This is a genomic window from Rummeliibacillus sp. TYF-LIM-RU47 (genome assembly GCF_008638315.1).
In the GTDB taxonomy this organism is placed as follows: Bacteria; Bacillota; Bacilli; order Bacillales_A; family Planococcaceae; genus Rummeliibacillus; species Rummeliibacillus stabekisii.
Genome location: NZ_VVIR01000004.1, coordinates 74,725 through 96,203 on the forward strand (window position 1 = coordinate 74,725; position 21,479 = coordinate 96,203).

Annotated in this window: 21 protein-coding genes; 11 read left to right on the top strand and 10 right to left on the bottom strand. The window is 36.3% G+C overall.

Going from position 1 to position 21,479, the window contains the following annotated elements:
* Positions 1–26 precede the first annotated feature (26 nt).
* From F0527_RS14025 to F0527_RS14060, 8 genes are all read left to right on the top strand, one after another.
* Positions 27–479 (top strand): MarR family winged helix-turn-helix transcriptional regulator, encoded by a 453-nt coding sequence (locus F0527_RS14025; RefSeq protein ID WP_223823616.1) that lies wholly within the window; start codon positions 27–29, stop codon positions 477–479.
* Between the two features lie 181 nt (positions 480–660).
* A complete protein-coding gene (locus tag F0527_RS14030; protein WP_150285341.1) occupies positions 661–1,116 on the top strand; it encodes an 8-oxo-dGTP diphosphatase in 456 nt (151 codons plus the stop codon).
* Between the two features lie 51 nt (positions 1,117–1,167).
* Complete coding sequence (locus F0527_RS14035; RefSeq protein ID WP_150285342.1) at positions 1,168–2,760, top strand: ATP-binding protein; 1,593 nt, start codon at positions 1,168–1,170, stop codon at positions 2,758–2,760.
* Positions 2,761–2,772: 12 nt separating this feature from the next.
* Positions 2,773–3,456, top strand: a complete 684-nt coding sequence (locus F0527_RS14040) for a response regulator (protein WP_150285343.1) — start codon at positions 2,773–2,775, stop codon at positions 3,454–3,456.
* 154 nt (positions 3,457–3,610) lie between these two features.
* On the top strand, positions 3,611–4,903 hold the full coding sequence (locus F0527_RS14045) for a CitMHS family transporter (protein ID WP_147197521.1): 1,293 nt from the start codon (positions 3,611–3,613) through the stop codon (positions 4,901–4,903).
* A 111-nt stretch (positions 4,904–5,014) separates the two neighbouring features.
* Positions 5,015–5,938 (top strand): AEC family transporter, encoded by a 924-nt coding sequence (locus F0527_RS14050; protein WP_150285344.1) that lies wholly within the window; start codon positions 5,015–5,017, stop codon positions 5,936–5,938.
* A gap of 133 nt (positions 5,939–6,071) precedes the next feature.
* Entirely contained in the window at positions 6,072–6,392 is a 321-nt protein-coding gene (locus F0527_RS14055) for a PadR family transcriptional regulator (RefSeq protein ID WP_150285345.1), read from the top strand.
* Positions 6,389–6,928: a DUF2812 domain-containing protein gene (locus F0527_RS14060; RefSeq protein WP_150285346.1), complete on the top strand. Its 540-nt coding sequence runs from the start codon at positions 6,389–6,391 to the stop codon at positions 6,926–6,928. The genes F0527_RS14055 and F0527_RS14060 overlap by 4 nt, the downstream gene beginning before the upstream one ends.
* A gap of 37 nt (positions 6,929–6,965) precedes the next feature.
* Here the strand turns inward: F0527_RS14060 and F0527_RS14065 are convergent, their stop codons facing one another.
* The 6 genes from F0527_RS14065 to F0527_RS14090 form a co-directional block, all read right to left on the bottom strand.
* On the bottom strand, positions 6,966–7,715 hold the full coding sequence (locus F0527_RS14065; RefSeq protein WP_150285347.1) for a hypothetical protein: 750 nt from the start codon (positions 7,713–7,715) through the stop codon (positions 6,966–6,968).
* A 166-nt stretch (positions 7,716–7,881) separates the two neighbouring features.
* Positions 7,882–9,108, bottom strand: a complete 1,227-nt coding sequence (locus tag F0527_RS14070; RefSeq protein ID WP_150285348.1) for a M20 metallopeptidase family protein — start codon at positions 9,106–9,108, stop codon at positions 7,882–7,884.
* A 43-nt stretch (positions 9,109–9,151) separates the two neighbouring features.
* Positions 9,152–10,564: a YfcC family protein gene (locus F0527_RS14075; protein WP_150285349.1), complete on the bottom strand. Its 1,413-nt coding sequence runs from the start codon at positions 10,562–10,564 to the stop codon at positions 9,152–9,154.
* Positions 10,565–10,667: 103 nt separating this feature from the next.
* Complete coding sequence (locus F0527_RS14080; RefSeq protein WP_150285350.1) at positions 10,668–11,786, bottom strand: M20 metallopeptidase family protein; 1,119 nt, start codon at positions 11,784–11,786, stop codon at positions 10,668–10,670.
* A gap of 384 nt (positions 11,787–12,170) precedes the next feature.
* Complete coding sequence (locus tag F0527_RS14085) at positions 12,171–12,818, bottom strand: GntR family transcriptional regulator (protein ID WP_147197505.1); 648 nt, start codon at positions 12,816–12,818, stop codon at positions 12,171–12,173.
* 213 nt (positions 12,819–13,031) lie between these two features.
* The gene (locus tag F0527_RS14090) at positions 13,032–13,610 is read right to left on the bottom strand and encodes a hypothetical protein (protein ID WP_150285351.1); all 579 of its coding nucleotides are present in this window, start codon (positions 13,608–13,610) and stop codon (positions 13,032–13,034) included.
* A gap of 143 nt (positions 13,611–13,753) precedes the next feature.
* Between F0527_RS14090 and F0527_RS14095 the strand changes: the two genes are divergently transcribed.
* A complete protein-coding gene (locus tag F0527_RS14095; protein WP_150285352.1) occupies positions 13,754–14,479 on the top strand; it encodes a 3-ketoacyl-ACP reductase in 726 nt (241 codons plus the stop codon).
* 55 nt (positions 14,480–14,534) lie between these two features.
* Here the strand turns inward: F0527_RS14095 and F0527_RS14100 are convergent, their stop codons facing one another.
* The 3 genes from F0527_RS14100 to F0527_RS14110 all read right to left on the bottom strand — a co-directional run bounded on the left by F0527_RS14100 (position 14,535) and on the right by F0527_RS14110 (position 17,686).
* The gene (locus F0527_RS14100; protein WP_150285353.1) at positions 14,535–15,929 is read right to left on the bottom strand and encodes a sensor histidine kinase; all 1,395 of its coding nucleotides are present in this window, start codon (positions 15,927–15,929) and stop codon (positions 14,535–14,537) included.
* Positions 15,916–16,593: a response regulator transcription factor gene (locus F0527_RS14105; protein ID WP_150285354.1), complete on the bottom strand. Its 678-nt coding sequence runs from the start codon at positions 16,591–16,593 to the stop codon at positions 15,916–15,918. Before F0527_RS14105 ends, F0527_RS14100 begins: the two co-directional genes overlap by 14 nt.
* A 148-nt stretch (positions 16,594–16,741) precedes the next feature.
* Positions 16,742–17,686, bottom strand: coding sequence for a hypothetical protein (locus tag F0527_RS14110; protein ID WP_150285355.1), 945 nt, complete (start codon positions 17,684–17,686; stop codon positions 16,742–16,744).
* Between the two features lie 217 nt (positions 17,687–17,903).
* On the opposite strand from F0527_RS14110, the gene F0527_RS14115 reads away from it, so the two are divergent.
* Positions 17,904–19,244: a DUF3238 domain-containing protein gene (locus F0527_RS14115; RefSeq protein WP_150285356.1), complete on the top strand. Its 1,341-nt coding sequence runs from the start codon at positions 17,904–17,906 to the stop codon at positions 19,242–19,244.
* Between the two features lie 63 nt (positions 19,245–19,307).
* Here F0527_RS14115 and F0527_RS14120 read toward each other — a convergent pair whose 3' ends face one another.
* Positions 19,308–19,697 carry a thiol-disulfide oxidoreductase DCC family protein gene (locus tag F0527_RS14120; RefSeq protein ID WP_147197486.1) on the bottom strand — a complete coding sequence of 130 codons (390 nt, stop codon included), beginning with the start codon at positions 19,695–19,697 and terminating at the stop codon, positions 19,308–19,310.
* Between the two features lie 496 nt (positions 19,698–20,193).
* On the opposite strand from F0527_RS14120, the gene F0527_RS14125 reads away from it, so the two are divergent.
* On the top strand, positions 20,194–21,453 hold the full coding sequence (locus F0527_RS14125; RefSeq protein ID WP_150285357.1) for an MFS transporter: 1,260 nt from the start codon (positions 20,194–20,196) through the stop codon (positions 21,451–21,453).
* Positions 21,454–21,479: the final 26 nt, after the last annotated feature.

Sequence of the window (21,479 nt, forward strand, 5' to 3'; positions counted from 1 at the left end):
ATATTATTGTATATAAAGGAATGAGCATGTTGGATGATTTTTTTAATTTAGAAAACCAACTTTGTTTTTCAATCTACGAAGCGAGCAGCCAATTTAACAAATTATATGCAAAGGTGCTTCAGCCATTTGGCCTTACCTATCCTCAATACTTAGCCTTATTAGTGCTATGGGAAAAAGATGGTCTTACGGCAAAAGAATTGGGCAATCGGTTAAATTTAGGTACAGGTACTTTAACGCCAATGATTAAAAGGATGGAAGCGAATGATTGGGTAAGAAGAGAGCGTTCAACAGTAGACGAACGAAAAGTCTCTATATACCTGCAACCAAAAGCTCTCAAAGAAAAACAAGCTATTATCACGAAAATCTCGGCTGACGTTAAACCATGTAATATTGAATTTGAAGAGTATGAAGAATTGATGAATCAATTAAACCTTCTTCAAAAGAAATTAAAGCAACAAAATGAATCGCTTAGGAAATAATAAAAAGCAAAGATGAATTCAACCACGCTATAGGAAGAAAAATGCCAGCACCTCTAATCATGTAGAGGTGCTATTTGTTTGAATTGTCTATTTAGGCTTATGTTAATATATAAAAGAAATTATGAGATAAAGTAGTACATAGGCGATAATTGATAAAAGTGTGAAGCTGGGGGATTATTTTTTGACTAGGACAACATTAACCAATATGTGTATGATTTATGATAAAGAGAATTATAAAGTTTTAGTTCTTGATCGGATTAAGTCTTGGAAGGGTATTTCTTTTCCTGGTGGAAAGGTTGAGGACGGCGAAAGTCTAATTGATTCAACGATTAGAGAAATAAAAGAGGAGACAGGGTTAACCATCTCTAATTTAGAAGCCTGTGGAATTATATATTTGTATAACGATGAAACAGGCGAAAAGTATTTTGTTTTTAATTATAGAACAGAGGATTTTAGCGGAACTTTGCTAGATAGAACAGATGAAGGCCGTATTTTTTGGGTAGATACGGAGGAGTTACCAAAACTGAATTTTGCTGAAGGAATGAAAGAAAGGTTCCCTATGTTTTTAGAGAAAAAGTATTCAGAAGGATTTGGGGTTTGGAATGAACAGGAATCAAGACAAGTAAAGTGGCAGTGAATATAACACTTATTGAAAGATAGGTATATTCAAACAAAGGAGAAACCCTTATTGAACTTCAAAAGAACATCTTTACAGACGAAAATATTTGGCCTCGTTTTTGCCTTAGGGCTGTTGTTAATTTTGCTGTTAACTGTGTTTTATAGCTATATGGAAAGTAAACAGATAGAAGATAATAAAGGAAGAATGGCCTTAGAGTTATCTAAAACAGTCTCTTTTATGCCGAATATTATTACTGCTTTACAAACAAAAAATCCATCCAATGAAATACAACCCATTGCAGAAAAAATCCGTAAAGAAACAGGTGCTGAATTTATTGTTGTGGGAGATAAGAATGGGGTCAGATACTCTCATCCTCTACAAGCAATGATTGGTAAAAAAATGAAGGGCGGAGATAACGAAAAAGCTCTTCAGGGTGGGAAATACTATGTATCAAAATCAAAAGGATCGCTCGGCCCTTCTATTAGAGGGAAATCGCCCGTTTACAATAAAAAAGGCGAGATTATTGGAATTGTATCAGTAGGTTTTTTACTTGAAGATGTTCATGAGCAGGCAAAGAAAAACATTATTAAAGTTCTATATGTCTCTCTCATTGCGTTAATTATATCCCTGGTTGGCAGTTCATTACTCGGTCGTAACATTCGCAAGGATACCATGGGTTTAGAACCATATGAAATCGCTCGGCTTTATAGAGAGCAGGAGGCCATATTACATGCTGTGAAAGAAGGGATTCTGGCCATTGACCAGGAGGGGTTCATTACCACGATGAATCAAACTGCTAAAAACCTCTTGAACATTCAAGGATCTGTCATCGACTTTAAGGTAGATGACCTTTTTCCTTCTGAATATCTATATGAAGTGATCAGAACAGGAACGCCTCAAATAGATAAAGAAATAGTGTGGAAGGAAAAAACAATCATTGTGAATTGTACACCTCTTTATAATAAAAAGGGGAATATTGGAGTAGTGGCCTCTTTCCGAGATAAAACGGAAATTGAACAAATGGTCAACACAATATCTGAAGTAAAGAGTTATTCAGAGGACCTTCGTGCACAAACCCACGAATTTACTAATAAATTATACGTATTGATGGGATTGCTAGAGCTAGGAGAGTACAAAGAAGCGATTGATATGCTCCATCAAGAAACACAGATGCTTCAGACTCAAAATTCTATTGTCTTTAAACAAATAAAAGATACAAAAGTTCAGGCTATCCTCCTAGGCAAACTAGGAAAGGCATCGGAAAAGAAGATTGCGTTTGATATAGCCCAAGATAGCTATTTAGACTCTCTTCCTTCTCATATAAAACTGTCAAATTTAATTATTATCCTAGGTAATTTAATTGAAAATGCTTTTGAAGCTGTGTTAGATTCTGACATTCCAACTGTAAAATTCTTCACTACTGACATTGGAAGTGATATTATCTTTGAAATTGCTGACAATGGAAAGGGGATTAAAGAAGAAAATTTAACATATCTTTTCCAAAAAGGATTTACTACGAAAGATTCAGATAGGATGGAAGCAAGAGGATATGGTCTTTCGAATGCAGAAAAGGCTGCTACAGAGATGAATGGCATGATTGAGGTTCAAAGTACGCTAGAAACCGGAACGATATTTACCGTCTATCTTCCTAAATATTTATAAAGGGGAGAAAACATGAACAGAATAAAAGCAGTTATTGCAGAAGATGATTTCCGGATTGCGGATATACATGAAAAATACTTATCAACATTTGATGAAATAGAGGTAGTTGGAAAGGCGTTAAACGGTGAACAAACCCTTGAATTAATTAAGTTAAAGCAGCCGGATTTATTAATTTTAGATGTATTTTTTCCCGATATGATGGGCACGGATTTACTGCCCCTTATCCGAAAGGACTTCCCTAAGGTAGACATTATTATGATTACGGCTGCTACTGATAAAGTATTTATTGAAACGGCACTAAATTACGGAGTAATCCATTATTTAATTAAACCAGTCAATAGGGAACGCTTTGATGAAGTTATCTCAGAATATATAAAAAGACATTCTATACTTATGTCGAATCAGGAGATAAACCAAACGTATGTAGATCTACTTTTTGGAAAAAGTTTCGATCAAAAGATGAAGAAAAATTCAGGACTTCCAAAAGGAATAGATGAAATAACCTTAGAGAAGGTCCAGGCTGTTCTTCTTACAAAGCGAATGGGACTTTCAGCAGAGGAAGTAGCAAAAGAAATTGGGGCTTCACGAATTACTGCGCGCCGATATTTGGAGTATCTTTCATCGATAAATGAAGCCAAAGCTGAGGTTGTATATGGTATCGTTGGAAGACCGGAAAGAAAATATTATCCTGTTTAAAGAGGGCTATTAAATATAGCCTTCTTTTTTTGTGCTTCATGAACAATATGAACAAAATGTAGCATTATGTACAATAATAACTTTAATTTGAAAACGTTTTCAGTAAACAGAAAATTATATATTATTAATTTACTTATAAAAGGGGTGAAGAATAATGCTTGCAACATTAGGATTTTTAATGATTATAACATTCATGGTGCTCATTATGACCAGACGCTTATCTGCAATGATTGCTCTGATAGTGGTTCCAATTGTTTTTGCCTTATTTGGGGGATTCGGCAAAGATATGGGTCCTATGGCATTAGAGGGAATCAAGAGTGTGGCACCTACTGGGATTATGATTTTATTTGCTATTCTCTTTTTTGGCATTATGATTGATGCAGGGGTATTCGATCCTATTATTAATACAATTTTAAAGGTCGTAAAAGGTGATCCTGTAAAAATCGCAATTGGTACAGCTGTACTTGCTTTATTAATCTCACTTGATGGAGATGGAACTACCACATATATGATTACTATTTCAGCAATGCTACCACTTTACAAACGTATCGGAATGAAACCATTAGTACTTGCGGGAATTGCGGTTTCAGCTTCTGGTGTAATGAATCTTCTTCCGTGGGGAGGCCCTACAGCAAGAGCGATGACGGCATTGAATTTGGAGATGGGGGATATCTTTACACCCGTCATCCCAAGTATGATTGGCGGAGTATTGTTTGTTTTGTTTATGGCTTACACCCTTGGTAAAAAGGAACGTAAAAGAACGGGTGTATTAGAAATTAACTATGGTACAGAAGCGATGGCAGCAGCAACGACGGCTGATGAAAGTCTAAAGAGACCGAAACTTATACTGATCAACTACTTACTGACAATCATCCTTTTAGTAGCATTGATTCGTGAAGTTTTGCCAACTACTGTCTTGTTTATGATTGGTTTTGCTATTGCAATTACAATGAATTATCCGAATTTAAAAGAACAAAAAGAAAGGGTCATGCACTACGCAGATAATGCATTGTCCGTAGTTTCCATGGTATTTGCAGCTGGCGTATTCACAGGAATACTTTCTGGAACAAAGATGGTTGATGCTATGGCTAATGTGGTTATTACGCATATTCCAGATGCCTTGGGGTCACACTTTGCTATAATTACTGCCATCATTAGTGCACCTTTTACATTCTTTATGTCCAATGATGCCTTTTACTACGGGGTATTACCGTTACTCGCCAAAGCAGCAAGCGGTTATGGAATTGATCCAGCTATGATTGGGCGGGCATCATTATTAGGGTTGCCGGTACACTTATTAAGTCCTCTTGTGCCATCCACGTACTTATTAGTAGGAATGGTTGGCGAAGATTTTGGTAGTCTACAACGTACCTTCTTGAAATGGGCATGCGGAGCTACAGCTGTAATGATTTTAGTAGCCCTTATTTTCTCCATTATTCCTATCTAACGATTGATTCCAAAAACTCTCTACATTGAGTTTTTGGAATTTCATGTTTAAATGGATATTATATTTACCGTTGTTTAACCGACGCCTTATATTTAATTTGAGGAGGTATTTATGGCTATATTTTTTGAGATTTTAGTAAACGTCATACTGCCCATATTTATCTTAATTGGGCTCGGGGGTTATCTCCATCGTAAGTTTTTATTTGATATGAACACTCTATCTAAATTGAATACTTATTTACTAATGCCTGCAGTCAGTTTCACTAATATTTATGAAAATAAAATTGGCGGCGAAACATTATTGCACATTTTGGGGTTTTTAATTATACAAAGTATAATCTTGATCATCTTAAGCGGAGGCATTGCGAAAGTTGCAAAATTCGATAGAGGAGTATCCTCTGTATTTAAAAATAGTGTGGTTTTAGTTAACTCTGGGAATTTCGGTTTACCAGTCAGCCAGCTTGTGTTTCAACACAATCCATTAGGTGCATCTATTCAAATTGTTGTAATGATTTATCAGAATTTGCTTACCTATACCTATGGCTTGTTTAACTCAGTTTCAATAGATAAAACGAAGGGGAAAGCACTGAACGGCTTTTTAAAAAACCCAGTGATTTACGCCTTCTTGCTAGGCTTGCTTCTTCATACTTTACATATAAAGATTCCTTCTTTTTTGTGGGAACCCATTAAAAATTCTTCTAATGCTTTCCTTGCTGTAGCTCTAATTACATTGGGCGCTCAAAGTGCATTTCTTCAACTTAAACAGTTTTCGCTGCCTTTACTTATGAGTTTAGTAGGACGACTAATTTTATCTCCTGCAGTAGCATTGCTGATTATTTTTATTTTGAAATTGGATGGGGTGACGGCGCAGGCTTTGTTCATCGCAAGTTCCTTCCCAACCTCAAGAAACAGCGCACTTTTTGCTTTGGAATATGATAATCATCCGGAGTATGCGGCACAAGTTGTTTTGATGTCGACCATTTTTAGCATGGTCACCGTCACAACTGTTATTTATTTATCTACGATTTTGTTTTAATAATCAGTGTCAAATGGAAGGGGAACCGAAATAACGGTTTCCCTTTTTGTATCTTGAAAAGATTGACAGTTATATCGACAGCTGATATAGTCTATATCAACAGTCGATATAACGGTTGACGATAGGTGGTGTGATGATGGAAGAGAATGTGCCTTTAACAGAAGGAGTTTATTATATCCTTTTAGCTCTGTATGAACCAAGGCATGGATATGGTATTATGCAGTTCGTTTCTGAACTTAGCAATGGCCGTGTAGAGCTTGGTCCTGGTACCATTTATGGAGCAATAAAGACATTGGTAAAGCGAAAGTGGATTGTTCCTTTAGATGATGATGGACGGAAAAAGGAATATGTTATTACAGAATATGGAAAATTGTTGATTGAAGCTGAAATAAAACGGCTTGAAGAGTTGCATCACAATGGGTTACTCATTACAAAGGGGGAGAGACAGCAATGAAGAAGGTAAAGTTTCGCTTTTATTTAGATTTTGAGAAAGAAGAAAAGTGGATTAATGAAATGGCGCAAAGTGGTTGGCATCTGGAAAAGTTTCTCTTGGGTCGATTTACTTTTACAAAGGGAGAGCCTGGTGATAGTATCTATCGTAATGAATTTATTACTGGGATGTCTGACCTGGAAAAGAAAGAGTACTTTGAATTTCTGAAAGACAGCGGAATTACCATCGTTCATGAGTCTGGCGGTTGGGTCTACATGAAAAAGGCAGCAGCAGAGGGACCCTTTGATATATATACAGATACAAAATCAAAAATTGACTATTATAAGCGCATTTTAAACTTTTTTCTAATCCTTTTTTTCGTGAATTTATCCCTTGGTATATCGAATGTGAGCCTTTTTACTGATAATTCAAGTATGGGGATAGCTAATGCATCCATTGGCTTGATAAACATAGCTGTTGCATTACTTATAGCAGTTCCGATTGTAAAAATAATTAAGAGAAAAAGGGGGTTACAAGAAGAACAGCAATTTTTTGAGTAAGGCTACCTAAATTCATTGTGATATTGTAATATTCTTTCTAAATGTGTTGAGAGAATTTCTTAACAATCGTTTGTAGTTGATGCTTGTTTTGCATAAATTGTTTTCTTCGGTGGCCGTTAGCTCCAGAAGGATGAGGGAATCCAAAAAGACATCTTTCCATTGGGATCTCTCCTTGTTTCGCTAAGTCGGAGATGACTTCTGTTACAGCTTTACCTAAGGGAACGAGAAGATAGTCTTGTTTAATTTCTTTTAGCTCATGAAGAAATATATGATATGCATAATTGGTTAATAGGGGAGAACGGCCAATTTTTGGCGTATGCCCTGTATAATTCTTTTCCTTCACAAAGACAGGGTACTTAATCACAGAAGTGGTATGTAGAAGGTTAAAATGTTTCTCGAATAATTGCCGAGTTGACGAAAGCCCAAATGCTTTATTCATTTCACATTCATCAAGCATCTCAATTAAGTTCTCCCTCATTGTACCCGCAAAACCGGCTGCTCTTTTTGATTGTTCTAAAATTTGGTCGGTTGAATCACCTTCACGTAAACAAATTTTGGCTTGTAGTAGGGCAGTCTTCATCTGTGTCCAGCCAGGAGTAATGCCTACTATAACTAGTTTGGCATCTCGATTAATGTACTCATTGTGAGGGGCATAGTACATCTCAATATTGTTGTCTTTTTCAATGAGAAAGTTGCTATTCAATACGTCATCTTTAGTGATTATTTTAGATTCAGGCAGGCTATTGATATATGGCAGGTAATGCTCCAATTTAATTTCGTTTAGCATCGCTTTATACGTCCTTTCGAGAGAAATGGAGTAGGAATAATTTCATCATAAGCATTTTGTTTAATACATTCCAGTAGCAGGAACTGAGCAAAAGCAATGTTTCACGTGAAACAGAATGAAAGCCCAATCCCGCTAAAAAAAGTCAGAAGGATAGGGCTTTAAACTTTTAATTTTTATGCTGAGAACGTAACCAGCCCATGGCAACATTTGCGTGTAAAGCTGCGCCATACTTAAAAATATCTTCGTTTTGGAACATACGTGGGTTATGAACAGGGGCAGCGCCTTCTTCTCCTGTACCTAACACGACAAAAGCAGAAGGGACTTCCTGAGAAATGTAAGAAAAGTCTTCGGAGCCGCTCATAACACCATTATCAACCATATTTTTGTTACCCATTACTTCTTGAAGTAGGGGGGTTATCTCATCAATAAATTCAGGATCGTTATAAGTTGTTGGTGTATGGAAATCTGTTATTGAATATTCGCCACGCCATGCTTTTACCACATAATCAATCATTTCAGGAATTCGTTCACAAAGATAATCACGTGTTTTTTGATCATAACTCCGCATATTACCGCTAAGTACAGACTTATCAGGGATGACATTAGTTACTGTACCGCCGTTCATGGCCCCTATTGAAAATGTTACGTTTTGGTCGGGTGCTGCCTCGCGTGTGAAGAGAAGATTCAAACTTGTATAAAGCTGGTTCATAATCATATTGGCATCGACTGTTTTGTGGGGCTGAGAGCTATGGCCACCATTCCCTTTAATATCAACAATGTATGTATCCATTGCTTGTGTTAGAGTACCTTTACTAACAGATAGAGTACCAGCTTGTTGATCTGGCATGATGTGGATGCCAAATGCCGCATCAACTTTTGGGTTTTCGAGTGCTCCGTCATCAATCATCAGTTTAGAACCAAAACCCCATTCTTCTCCCGGCTGGAAGAAGAGTTTTACAGTTCCTCTTAATTCCTCTTCATGATTTTTCAAAAGCTGTGCTGCTCCTAATAGCATTGCCACATGAGAATCGTGGCCGCACGCATGCATTTTATTTTCTTTCTGTGATTTAAACTCAATGTCTACCTCTTCTTGGATAGGTAATGCATCCATATCTGCACGAAGGAGGATACAGGGAGCTCCATGACCAATCGTTGCTACAACGCCTGTACAATTGTCTTGTGCACCAAATCCTGCTTTGATATATTTTTCTCTGACCTCATCCGACACAGTCCCACATGACTTGTAGGATATTTTCATTTCATCTAATCGATCTTGAATATATTTTTGCGTTTGTGGTAAATCAAAACCAATTTCAGGGTGTTGATGTAAGTGTCGACGATCCTTAATAATTTGTTCTTCATAGTTCTTTGCTTCCTCAAAAAAATTAATCATCCTAGCTTCCTCCTTTAATTAGTACAAGCGTAATAGAAAATCATTAATTAGGACCCAACCCGATGGAATTAGCGATAACGATTAAGATAAATGCCGCAAAATGTAACAATAGGAATAATTTTAATGAAAATTTCACCCAATCGGAGTAACTTACATTAGACATGCCAAGAGCCGCCATTAAGCCCCCAGAGGTTGGCCATAAATAATTTGTAAAACCATCTCCAAATTGGTAAACGACAACCATTACTTGTTGATTGATACCTAATATTTTTCCAAGAGGGCCCATGATCGGCATTAAAATCATCGCTTTTCCGCTTCCTGAAACCACAAAGAAATTAAAGAAAATCACTACAATAAATAAGACAAGCAGGGTAATGATTGATCCCGTGTGACTAAGCATGCCAGACAATGCGTGAACAGCTGTATCAATTATTTTTGCTTGATCCATCAGTATCATCACAGAACGTGCGAACCCTATAGCTAGTCCCGTAGGTAGTAGACGAGCAGCGCCTATACCAAATGTTTCAGCAGCATCACTTGGATTTAATCGCAATACGATAATTAAGAAGATGGCATAAATAGCATAGATGGAGGATAGCTCAGGCATTCCCCATCCAAGGCGTATAGCTCCAAAGGCACTGCCTATTAAAACAGCGACAAGTCCGATTAATGCCACTTTCCTTGGCCATGTAAATACTTCTTCTTCATATTCAGCTTTTTTAGTATGATCCAGCTGCTCTATATATTCATCACGTACAATACTTTTTGTAACATCTGCTTTTGTTTTATTGGCATATCGCAGTATATATATTGCAGAAATAATCAAAAAGACAATCAATGAAACAATTCGAAAAATGAGCCCTGAATAGATTGGCAAGCCAACAATTGTTTGACTTACGCCAGTAGTATAAAAATTAACTACGCCTGATGTAAAACCAATGGCTAAACCAATTGTCGACGTAGCGAAAGCCGTAATTCGGTCATAACCCATTCCCATGATGACAGCCATTGCGAGAGGGATAAAAGGTATGCCACCCTCACCAAAGCCAATTGTTCCTAGGATAGAAAATAAAGTAAGCAATGCAATAATGATAAGCTTTTCTTTTCCCTCTGCAATCTGCAACAGCTTATGAATACCCGCAGCGATAGCTCCGGATTTTTCAAGGATATAAAGTGCTCCGCTAGCAAAGAGCAACATTACTATAATATCCGCCGACTGTACAACTCCATTATGTAATGCTGTAAAGAAGTCCATAAACGAAATAGGATTTTTGTTTTGGATATAATGAAATACATCCGTATTGAGTTTGGTAATACCGGTTTTGGGATCTACAGTACGTTCATACTCGCCGCTTGGTACAATCCATGAAAGGATGACTACTAGCAACATGACGAGCAAAAACATAATATAAACATGTGGAAAGCTAAACCCCTTTTTTTCTCCTTTTTTAAACATACATCGTCCTCCCAATTCCCTAGGTAGCTTTTCAGAAAAAGCATACTAGCTTGTAGATCAAATGCTATCAGCCCTAATCCCCATTAGGCGTCGCCGTTTGATTTTAACCATGAGCTATACCCATAAATAATTCTACTCCTGTTTCTATTAGTTCATCTCGGAAATCATATTCATGAGTATGAACTTGAGGATAATCCTCACCATTACCGATAAAGCAATAAGAGCCTTTTGTAAGCTTTGTAAAATGGCCGAAATCTTCGGATTCACGGAATGCTTCTTCTAATTCAATTAATTTCATCCCTTTTGCTTTGGCTACATTTCGTATTTTTTCTGCGCTCTCATTATGATTAGCGGTTTCTGGAAACTCATCATTATACTCGAAAGCTACTTCCAATCCATATTCTTTGGCCTGTTCTTCAGCGAAGTTTACGAGATTTTGTTGAAGCTGGTCTAATTCTTTTTCATATAAAGCACGTATTGTTAACCGAATGACCCCTTTGGAGGCAGCAATCCCAAATGCTTTTTCACCGATATCAACTTGAACAACTGTACATAAAATTAAGCCATCGTTCTTTTGGGGTGAAATGAATGTCGGAATTTCTCTTACGATATTGGCAATTGCAATAGAAGGATTGGTTCCTTCTTCCGGTTGACTAGCATGCGCTGGCAACCCTTTAAAATATATGGACATACCTTTGGAAGCACAAAGCATGGTACCGTCTATGATATTGACCGATTGATAGGGAAGGCCACTCATATTATGGTAGGCAAAAATCTCATCAATATTATTTTCTACAATAAAATCAACGCATTGAATGGCACCATCGCCCGTTTCTTCAGCAGGTTGGAAGAGAAAATATATATTATTCTCAGCTCCATTCTGATCAATTTCAAGGGCAAATCCCGCCAACGTAGCAGAATGACCATCATGTCCGCATTTATGCGCCTTTCCTGGAAACTTCGAAGCCCATGGAACATCAATGACTTCGTCCATAGGCAATGCGTCAAAGTCAGCTCTAAAGGCAATATTCTGCTTATCTTCTCCAGCATGGAAAGCAGCATAAAACCAATTTCCTTTATCAATAATCTCAAGGTTATTTGTATGCGCTTTCAAGAATTGGATTAAATGTTGCTTTGTCCAATGCTCTTCATTGGATAGTTCAGGATGCTGGTGCAATTCATGCCTTAATTTCTTTGCGGCTTCATAGTTTTGTATATTCATTTGCAAACCCCCTATAAAGTATATTGTATATTGTACATTATATTTTATGTTTTTCAATAAAAAATAATTCGAAAAGTCCAACTATTGTTGGTCCCTTCGAATGGGGAAATTAAATATAAGAAATGTAGAATGGGACATTGCATAATAGGGTGATTTTTAAAATTTGGGATAGATTTATTTTTGAAATAACGGAAAGGTGAAAGTGAATAGAAAGGATGGTAATGAAGAAGGAAATCTGTACGTTTATAAAACATTTACAGGGCATATATAGATTATCTTTATCTAATCATCTATATTACACGCAGCTTCCCACTTCGACGGAGGAAGTGGGGGTCACTTCAAGAGATAGCGAATAATAGAAGAGTTGAATAAATACCCGCAATCCTATAAGGGAATAATATCAATCTTATCTGAATTCCAATGAACATCTCTCATGTGTTTTTCTAATACATCGATATCTCCAGCTCTGAATAATTCGATCATCTTTTTGTGTTCATTATTTGTCTGTCTAAGCTTTTCCTTTGTGAATTCAACATTCTCTAGATTGTACATATTTTTTAAGAATTTCTTTTCTAATTGGTGAAGCAAGCCTACAATACTTTTGTTTGGACAAATGGAAAGGTATACGTTGTGAAATTCTTCTTGCATTTTATGATACATATTGAAGTTTTCCGTATTAATTGCCAGATCGATGCTTTGAACATAAAACTCCATTTCTTTTAGATGTTTCTCATTAAGTAATGGTGCTGTAAGAGATGCGGCTAGTCCATCGAGCGTTCCAATAATCAAGAAGGTTTCTTTTGCTTCTTCCTTTGTTAATCCCTTTATCACAAAACCTTTTCTTGGAACATATTCTAACAATCCATCTGAGGATAGTTGAATTAAAGCCTCTCTAACAGGTGTTCTGCTTACATTTAAACTTTCGCTAATTGCACTCTCATTGACTTTGCTGCCGCTAAGAAGTTCGTTATTGTTAATTTGTTCCACAATATAATTATAAACATGGTCTTTCAATAACAAGTATTGACTCATTTAAAATACCTCCGCTATTTATTTGGTTAACATTAATTGAAAATATAAACAAAATATCTAACTGCCGTTCTATTCATTATAAAACGAACTCTATCTAACTGGAAGAGCTGGTATTTTCTAAAATGTTCTTTGTAGTCAGTAGTCGTGGCAATTTAAAAGGTGTACCTCTTTCCATGAGGTACACCTTATTAGAACTAAAGAGGTATAGTTATGCTATTTTTCTTTTCTTTCCTTTTTTATTTCCTCTAATTGTTCTATATACTCTTGGTATTCCTTTTCTACTTCTGAAGTGGATGGAAGAAATGCTTCATTATTAAAGTCTACCCGTTTGCCATAGCGGAGCATTTCATAGATAATCATTCCATTATTGGGTTTAGAATTGGTTGTAATCATCGGAATGATATCGAACATTACATAATAAATAGCATAAAACACAAATCGATCTAAAAAAGTCTTATACTCCTCTCCCCATCCATGTGCTACAGAAAAATTAATAAAAAAAGCTACAGTTAGATTGGCTATAATAGGGCCTGCGTAGATGCAGACATATGCAAAGTTGCTCTTCCGTTTGATCCCATCATAGGAAAACCAGCTATACAAATGATAATATTTACGAATATCAATCATGCCAATTTTAAAGATCCGGGGACCAGTGCCAATGGTTACCCTTGGATTTATAACTCCAAATAACCAGCTGACAATAAGATATCCTGATTCCCTAATTAACAAGACTACGGGCAAGATGATAAAGGCTGAGATGACAAGAGACAAAAGATCTTTTAGTCCAAACATAAGTAACCATTGCCAAAGGAACGTCTTTATAAACGTCCATATTATGGTTAATTAGGTGTCTTAAATTATCTATAAGCATCCTTTTAGCCAGAATCTATCGGACATAGTATACTTAAAAAATATTGTAACAAGGAGCTGGTATGATGACACAATCATTAAAAGGCAAAATAGCATTTATTACGGGTGGTGCTCGCGGCATCGGCAAAGCAACAGCTATCGCTTTAGCTAAAGAAGGCGTAAATGTAGGATTGCTTGCCAGAACAGAAGAGACTTTAAAAGAAGTAGTAAAAGAAATTGAAAACACTGGTGTAAAAGCAGCTTATGCAGTTGCTGATGTAGCCAATAAACAGCAGGTTGAAGAGGCTGTTGAAGCTTTGACAAATCAATTAGGACAAGCAGACATTTTGATTAACAGTGCAGGTGTTGCAACATTCGCTAGTGTTCTAGAAATGGATCCAGAAGAATGGAAACGCATCATCGATACTAATTTAATGGGCACATATTATGTAACTCGTGCAGTATTGCCACAATTAATTGAAAAAAATGGCGGAGATATTATCAATATTTCTTCTACAAGCGGCTTGGGAGGAGCAGCAACATCAAGTGCATATAGTGCATCCAAATTTGCTGTGATTGGTTTCACAGAATCGCTTGCACAAGAAGTACGCCGTAATAATATTCGTGTATCTGCATTAACCCCAAGTACAGTAGCGACAGATTTGGCGCTTGATCTAAGCTTAATTAAAGACAATGACGAATCTAAATTTATTCAGGCTGAAGATCTTGCTGAATTCATTGTAAGCCAATTAAAACTAAATTCACGCATGTACATTAAAACAGCTAGCTTTATTGCAACAAATCCATTTTAATGAAAAAGGAGTTGGTGATTTTTATATCATCAACTCCTTTATTATTTATATCAACCTACTGGATAGGTAGACGAACAATAAACGTGCTTCCTTTATCTAGTTCACTTTTCACTTGAATTGTGCCGTCATGAGACTCCACAATCCACTTGGCAATAGAGAGGCCGAGGCCATAACCACCGAGTTCACGAGAGCGAGCCTGGTCTGCGCGATAGAAGCGCTCAAAAATCCGGTTATAATTAGCCGGATCAATCCCTATGCCTGTATCTTTCACTGTCACCCACAGCTCTTTATCACGTATGGAGAGGAAAAGACTTGTCTCTCCACCACTTCGATTATACTTAATCGCATTATCCAATAAAATATAAAGAAGTTGAGTTAATCTTTGGGGATCTCCTGTAAGGATTAATTGCTTAGGCGTGTCATAATGAAGGTTGATTTCCTTAGCTTCTGCAAGTGGACAAACAGAGTTTATGACTTCTTCGACAATAGGTTGAAGATCAAATGTTTCTTTTTTAAGTTCAATAGCATCACTGCCCGAACGTGCCAGTGTTAGTAAATCACTCACCAATCTAGTCATTCTTTTAACTTCTTTCTTCATTCCTAAAATAATCTTTTTTTCATAGGACTCTTCCTCTAAATCTATAACTAATTCTAAAGCGTTGATAGATGATAGCATCACACTTAAGGGAGTACGCAACTCATGCGAAGCATCTGCAGTGAACTCTTGTTGTCTTGAAAAGGCATACGTTATTGGAATCATAGCTTTTTTCGACATATAGTGGCTAATAATAAGGGCAATCACTGAAAAGAGCAGAACTAATCCTAATAATATGAGTAAGAGCCATTTGAATATTTGGTGTACAACTGAGATATCTTTGCCAATATATAAGGTGCCGATCACTTCACCATGGTAGTTAATAGAGTGTTTAGCAATGAGTAAGCGGATGTTGTTTGTTGTTTTAATGGGTTGAAAGGCATCTTTATTATCGGTAAACTGACCCCTTTTCGGAAACTCTGCCTGAACTGTTTCTTGGTACATATTTTCTTGATTCTCTTGTTTTTTAGAAAGGGTTTTAAGTAAGTTATCACGCATACTAGGTATGACTTCATTACCTAGTACTAACTCTCCTGAATTATCCATAATGTAATAAAAAAATTGATCTGCATCATTCATAAGAGAATCTTGATATTTAAAGCGCAACTGACCTTTATTATTGTGTGATTGAAGATAGGATTCGATATTTTTAACTTCATGATTTAAGTTTCCTTGGAGATTACGTTCTTGATTCTTAAAAATGGTTGTATACAACAAAAGGTAAACAACAGCTGTAAAGAAAAGAAGGAAGAGCATAAGCAATCCACTGTATAATGCAGTTAAACGAAATTGAGTCTGTTCAAATATATTTCTTTTACGGAATAAGCGGGAGAATGGTAGTTTAGCAATTTTCAAGTGTATAGCCAACTCCTCTTATGCTCTTAAGCAAATCATATTGATCAACCATTTCTAATTTTTTACGTAGCAATTTTACAGTTGCATCTATCGTTTTCATCGAAACCTCTGCATCAAAACCCCATACACGTTCTAATATGATATCTCGTGTTAGCACCTGCCCTTTATTTTGAACTAGTAAATCGAGTAGCTGAAATTCTCTCGGGCTTAGCTGGATATTTTTTTTACCTTTAACGATCGTCTGGTTTGTTCGATTCAACAGAAGGTCCTGTATCCATACTTTATCTTCTATAAGTGGGGCAAAGTTGCGCCGAGAAAGTGCCCTTAAACGTGCTAATAGTTCATCAATTTCAAACGGCTTTATAAGGTAATCATCAGCCCCGGCATCCAAACCATTAATTCGATCTTTGACAGTATCCTTAGCTGTAAGCATTATAATGGCACCAGTATATCCATCATTTCTTAGCTTTTGGCAAATCGAAATTCCATCCCCATTGGGCATCATCCAATCTAAAATAATGAGGTCATAGTAGGAGGTGGTGGCATATACGTAAGCATCTTCGCCTTCCTTGACCCAATCTACTTTATAGCCACCTTTCTTTTTCAACATAAAGCTAATTAACTCACCAAGCTGCAAATCATCTTCAGCTAAAAGAATATTCAAATCTGGCACACCCCATTTCTATAGTGTAATGTCTTTTTCTTATAGTACTTCTTTCTTTTACGGTAGAAAAGAATTCTTTAAAAAAACTCATACCACCACAACTAAGTTGTAGTGGTATGAGCCCTGAAATATCTACTGAATGTGATAATTAGCGTTTTGTATCAAGCTTTTGTATTTCTTCTTGGGCTTGATCCATTAGTTTTTGTGCTTTTTGTTTCGTCTTTTCATCTAATTTATCCAAGCTTTTTTCTAATTCTTTATTTCCTCTTTTTTTCGGGTGATCAGGAAAATTGACACCTAAAGCACTAAGCTGCTTTTGAGCCTCTTCATGAGAAAGAGAGCCATCTTTTTCTTTATCCAGAATAGCTTGAGCTTTCTTCTTAGTAGCAGCATCTAAGTTGTCTAGAGGAGCTTTGAACTTACCTTTACCAGGATGTTCAGGGAAGTTTACGCCTAAAGCTTTAAGTTGTTTTTGAGCCTCTTCGTGAGAAAGAGAACCGTTTTTTTCTTTATCTAGAATAGCTTGAGCCTTCTTCTTAGTAGCGGCATCTAGGTTGTCTAGAGGAGCTTCAAACTTACCTTTACCAGGATGTTCAGGGAAGTTTACGCCTAAAGCTTTAAGTTGTTTTTGAGCCTCTTCATGAGATAGAGAGCCATCTTTTTCTTTATCTAGAATAGCTTGAGCCTTCTTTTTAGTGGCGTCATCTAGGTTGTCTAGAGGAGCTTTGAACTTACCTTTACCAGGATGTTCAGGGAAGTTTACGCCTAAAGCTTTAAGTTGTTTTTGAGCCTCTTCATGAGAAAGAGAGCCATCTTTTTCTTTATCTAGAATAGCTTGAGCCTTCTTTTTAGTGGCGTCATCTAAATTAGCTAACATAGAGTTTTTAAAAGTAGGTTCTGGTAATGACACGCCGAGTTTCGCCAATTTGCTTTTTAGTTCTGCTTTAATCTTTTGTATTTGTTCTTGAGTCGTATTACTACTATCAGAGGAATTTGACATCGTCTTTGCATATACGTTAGAGCCAATTCCACTTAATACTCCAACTGACAGGGCACCTGACATTACATATCCAACTAGTTTCTTTTTGTTCATAAGTGTTCCTCCAAATATCATTTATTTTTTGTTGCCTCTATACCTTATCCCTCAATAGTGAAAAGACGGTGAAAAATGGGGCCATTTAAAAATATTTTTTGTTTTTTTATTTGGTTTGTTTTTCTTCTTATGATCAACTGTTTTTAACACCTAAGCAAAATGTTGATAGCAAAAACCAAAAAAAGGGTATAGCATAAAAAAATACTGAGGTGATCAAATGCTATCTTCATCGTTGTTGGAAAAAGTGAAAAGAAATCCAATCAAGACAGCAGGTATTCTTCTGGGGACTTTTGTAATCGCTCGAACCGCTGAAAAAATTATCTTAAAAAAAATAGAAAAAGCTCCGCAGAAAGATGACGGATTTGCTTTTGGCACTATTCGTCATTCCAAGGATTCAATTACTTTTTTACTTAAGGAAACACAAGGGCTTTATACAATTTATAGAGATGGAAAGTTGCTTTATAAAGGTGATAAAAGTGAATTCGCTGACAAAGGTTTGGTTCCAGGTACGTTATATCAGTATTATGTGGAATTTACTGAGGAAGAAGAAAAGGGACTTTCTAAAAAGTACGTTGTTCAAACGGCTACAGCTGTTGATAAAAAATCCGAGAATAATATTTTGAAGGATTTAGTTATTACAACTGTTATTTCAGAAGAAGACATTCAGTTTAAATGGGAAGCTATTGATGGAATTGATGAATACTTTATATATCGAGATCAACAATTGATTGGTAAAACAAAAACATGCAACTTTAAAGAAAAAATACCAAGCACAAGTAAAGAATGTAATTACCAAATCAAGGCGAAAAGGCCGCTTCTCTTGTCAGAACAAGGAAGCAGTAAGACCAATTCTGCAATAGCTGGTGTATTAGGAATAGCAAAAAATGATACCTCGAAAGAACAAACAGCACAAGAAGAATTTACGCTGAGAAAAAAGATTGGACCAGCAGAACATCTTCTTATAAGACCCGAAGCAAACAGGCAAGAGAAAAAAGATAAAAATTGGTTGGTGCGCTACACCACATTTTTAAAGGAAGAGTGGATTGGAAACCCAAATATAGCCTCCTCTGAACGTTTTTTTAAAGGAGACAATCGTCATTACGATCCGGAAGCAAATAGCTATCGTACTCGGACAGAAATTACCTATGATGCAGAAGCTGAAGAAGCGACAGTGCTGAAGAAAACAGCTGGCATTACCAAGGCATATGATGAGGATAAGCATTTTTTAAAAGAAGAGCGGGCCTCTGATGAAGGAATAGAAATGCAAGAAGTCATCAAGAACGAGGATTTCGTACGGTTTGAGCTGTATCATGAAGTAGGTAATCCGCTTGTAGCTTCTCCTGCCATTAATTATAGATTATTTGGGACATTTTATCGCAATGGGACAGTAGATTTTATAGGCAGCCATGACCAAGCACCTTGCCATGAAGTGTATATGAAAGAACATGATAAAAAAGATTGGCACACAGTACATCAAACGGATAATAAGGGCCTTGAAATGATGGCTCCGCAAACGGCAAATCATTTATGGCGCTATACCACTTTTACAGAAGTTTGAGGTATAAGATCTACCAATATAAAAAAGAAAAAAAGAGCGAAAAGGCCTTCTTTTCGCTCTTTTTTATATGAATCTTTTTCGGATATTTGGCGATGGAAGCATACAGCTTTCCTTTTTGCCAAACCATTTATAGCGGTTTTTCGCAATGATGTCATATACAGCATTACGCAATGGTAGTGGTACGGCAACAAAGAAATAAAATATCTTCCAAAAGCCTGAGAGGCCCTTGCATATTCTGAGTGCTGCTGTTGATTTATAGTAAACTTTGTCATCCTCTATGAGTACGATGCTGTCAATGGAAGAAGGTATCTGATATTTCTCCCGCATTTTTTCTCCCGTGTCCCCCTGTAATGAAGAAAAATAAAAACGTCCTTTAGGGTCATGTTTGATAATGAACTGTACACTTGAATCGCAAAAATTGCATTCGCCATCAAAAAGTACAACTGGATGCATAATGGATCCCTCCTGTTTTTAATACTTTAACCGTTTATAGGAAAAGAAAAACCTCTATCATATGTAAATTATACGTTGCGTTAGAATATATTCGCACATTAAATTAATCGCTCTATATAACATTATTGTAATTAATTGGACCAATAATTACTTAAAAAAACAATATTTTATCACAAAATTTAAAAGAAAGGTATTGCGCTTTTACAGTAAGTCTGCTATTGTTTACTGGTGATTTATTTAGAATTCTAAGTAATTTTTTTTGAAAAGCCAAGCATGAAAAAAGAATAATTGAGAGTCCATAACCGCTATTTACTATTCTATTAGGTCAAGTAGCGGTAAATATTTAGTCTCCTAATATTTAGATAACTAAAATTTAGAACATGCAACTTTTAGTTATTTCAATAAAATTATCGGTTTCTATACACACTTATCAATTGTTACTTTGAATTGCTTATTGTTGGTGATAAATACGAAAGCAGAAAGGAAGTAACGAATTATGGAAAAGAAAAAAATACATTACGCGTGGTGGACCTTGCTAGCGCTTTGTATCATTGTTGGTATCGGTAAAGGAAGTTTGAGTAACTCTGCAAGCTTATTTTTAACGCCGATTACTAAAGATCTTGGTGTAGGCTTAGGTAGCTTAAGCCTGTATTTCAGTGTCTCTGCTATTGTGACGTTGATCTTCCTGCCAATAGGCGGAAAAATCTTGGCGAAATATGATATTCGCGCAGTTTTAATTGTAGGTATTATTTTACAAGCGGGATCTTATGTTCTATTTAGTTTTATGAGTTCTGTATGGGGATGGTATATTATGGCCATTCCATTAGCTGTAGGGGGCGTTTTTATCACAGTTATTGCAGGACCAGTGCTGATCAATCAGTGGTTTAAAAAGAACAGTGGCTTGGCTCTTGGTATTTTAGGTGCTGCTGGTGGTTTATTAGGTGCTATTTCTCAACCAATCGTTGGTAAATTGATTTCTAGCCATGGATGGAGATCATCGTATGTTATTGTGGGTATTGCAGCAATGGTGATCATTATACCCGTTGTTTTACTTTTGATTAAAAAATCTCCACAAGCAAAGGGTCTTCTTCCCTATGGAGTGGATGAAGTAGCTGCAACTAATAATGGGACAGCAGTCAATACTGAAGAGAAAGGTGTTACATTTGCAATAGCAAAAAAATCTTCTGCTTTTTATGCATTGCTTATTTTCTTCTTCCTTGTAACATCTATTGCAAGTTTTTCTATGCATATCCCAACATACTTGATGAATAAAGGATTCAGTGTTTCGTTTGCAGGTAATATTATGGGGACCTTAATGATCGGTGTATTAATTGGATCATTAATCATAGGCTTCTTGACTGACCGTATAGGTTCAAAAAATACAGCACTTCTTGCAATGGCTGTTGGTTTAATATCTATTTGCTTGCTTGTATTTACAGAGTCAAATGCTGGGATCATTACTTTAGCTGTAGGGTTATTTGGCGTGATTTCATCATCAATCGGTACATTAGGACCTGCGTTGACAGCAAGTCTATTTGGTAATAAAGAGTATAGCCAAATTTATTCAACAGCCTCTTTAGGACTAGCAATCTCTTCTATTGTCGCTCTTCCTGTATATGGCTATGTGTATGATTTTACAGGAAGCTACACAGTTGTTTTATACGCTTTACTAGCTATGTTAGTTATCAATATCATTGCAATCTTGTTTGCATTTAAAGGTAAAAAGAAATTAGAGCAAGATGGCTTTTGGAAATAAGTCAATAGAGCACAGACCAGCATAAA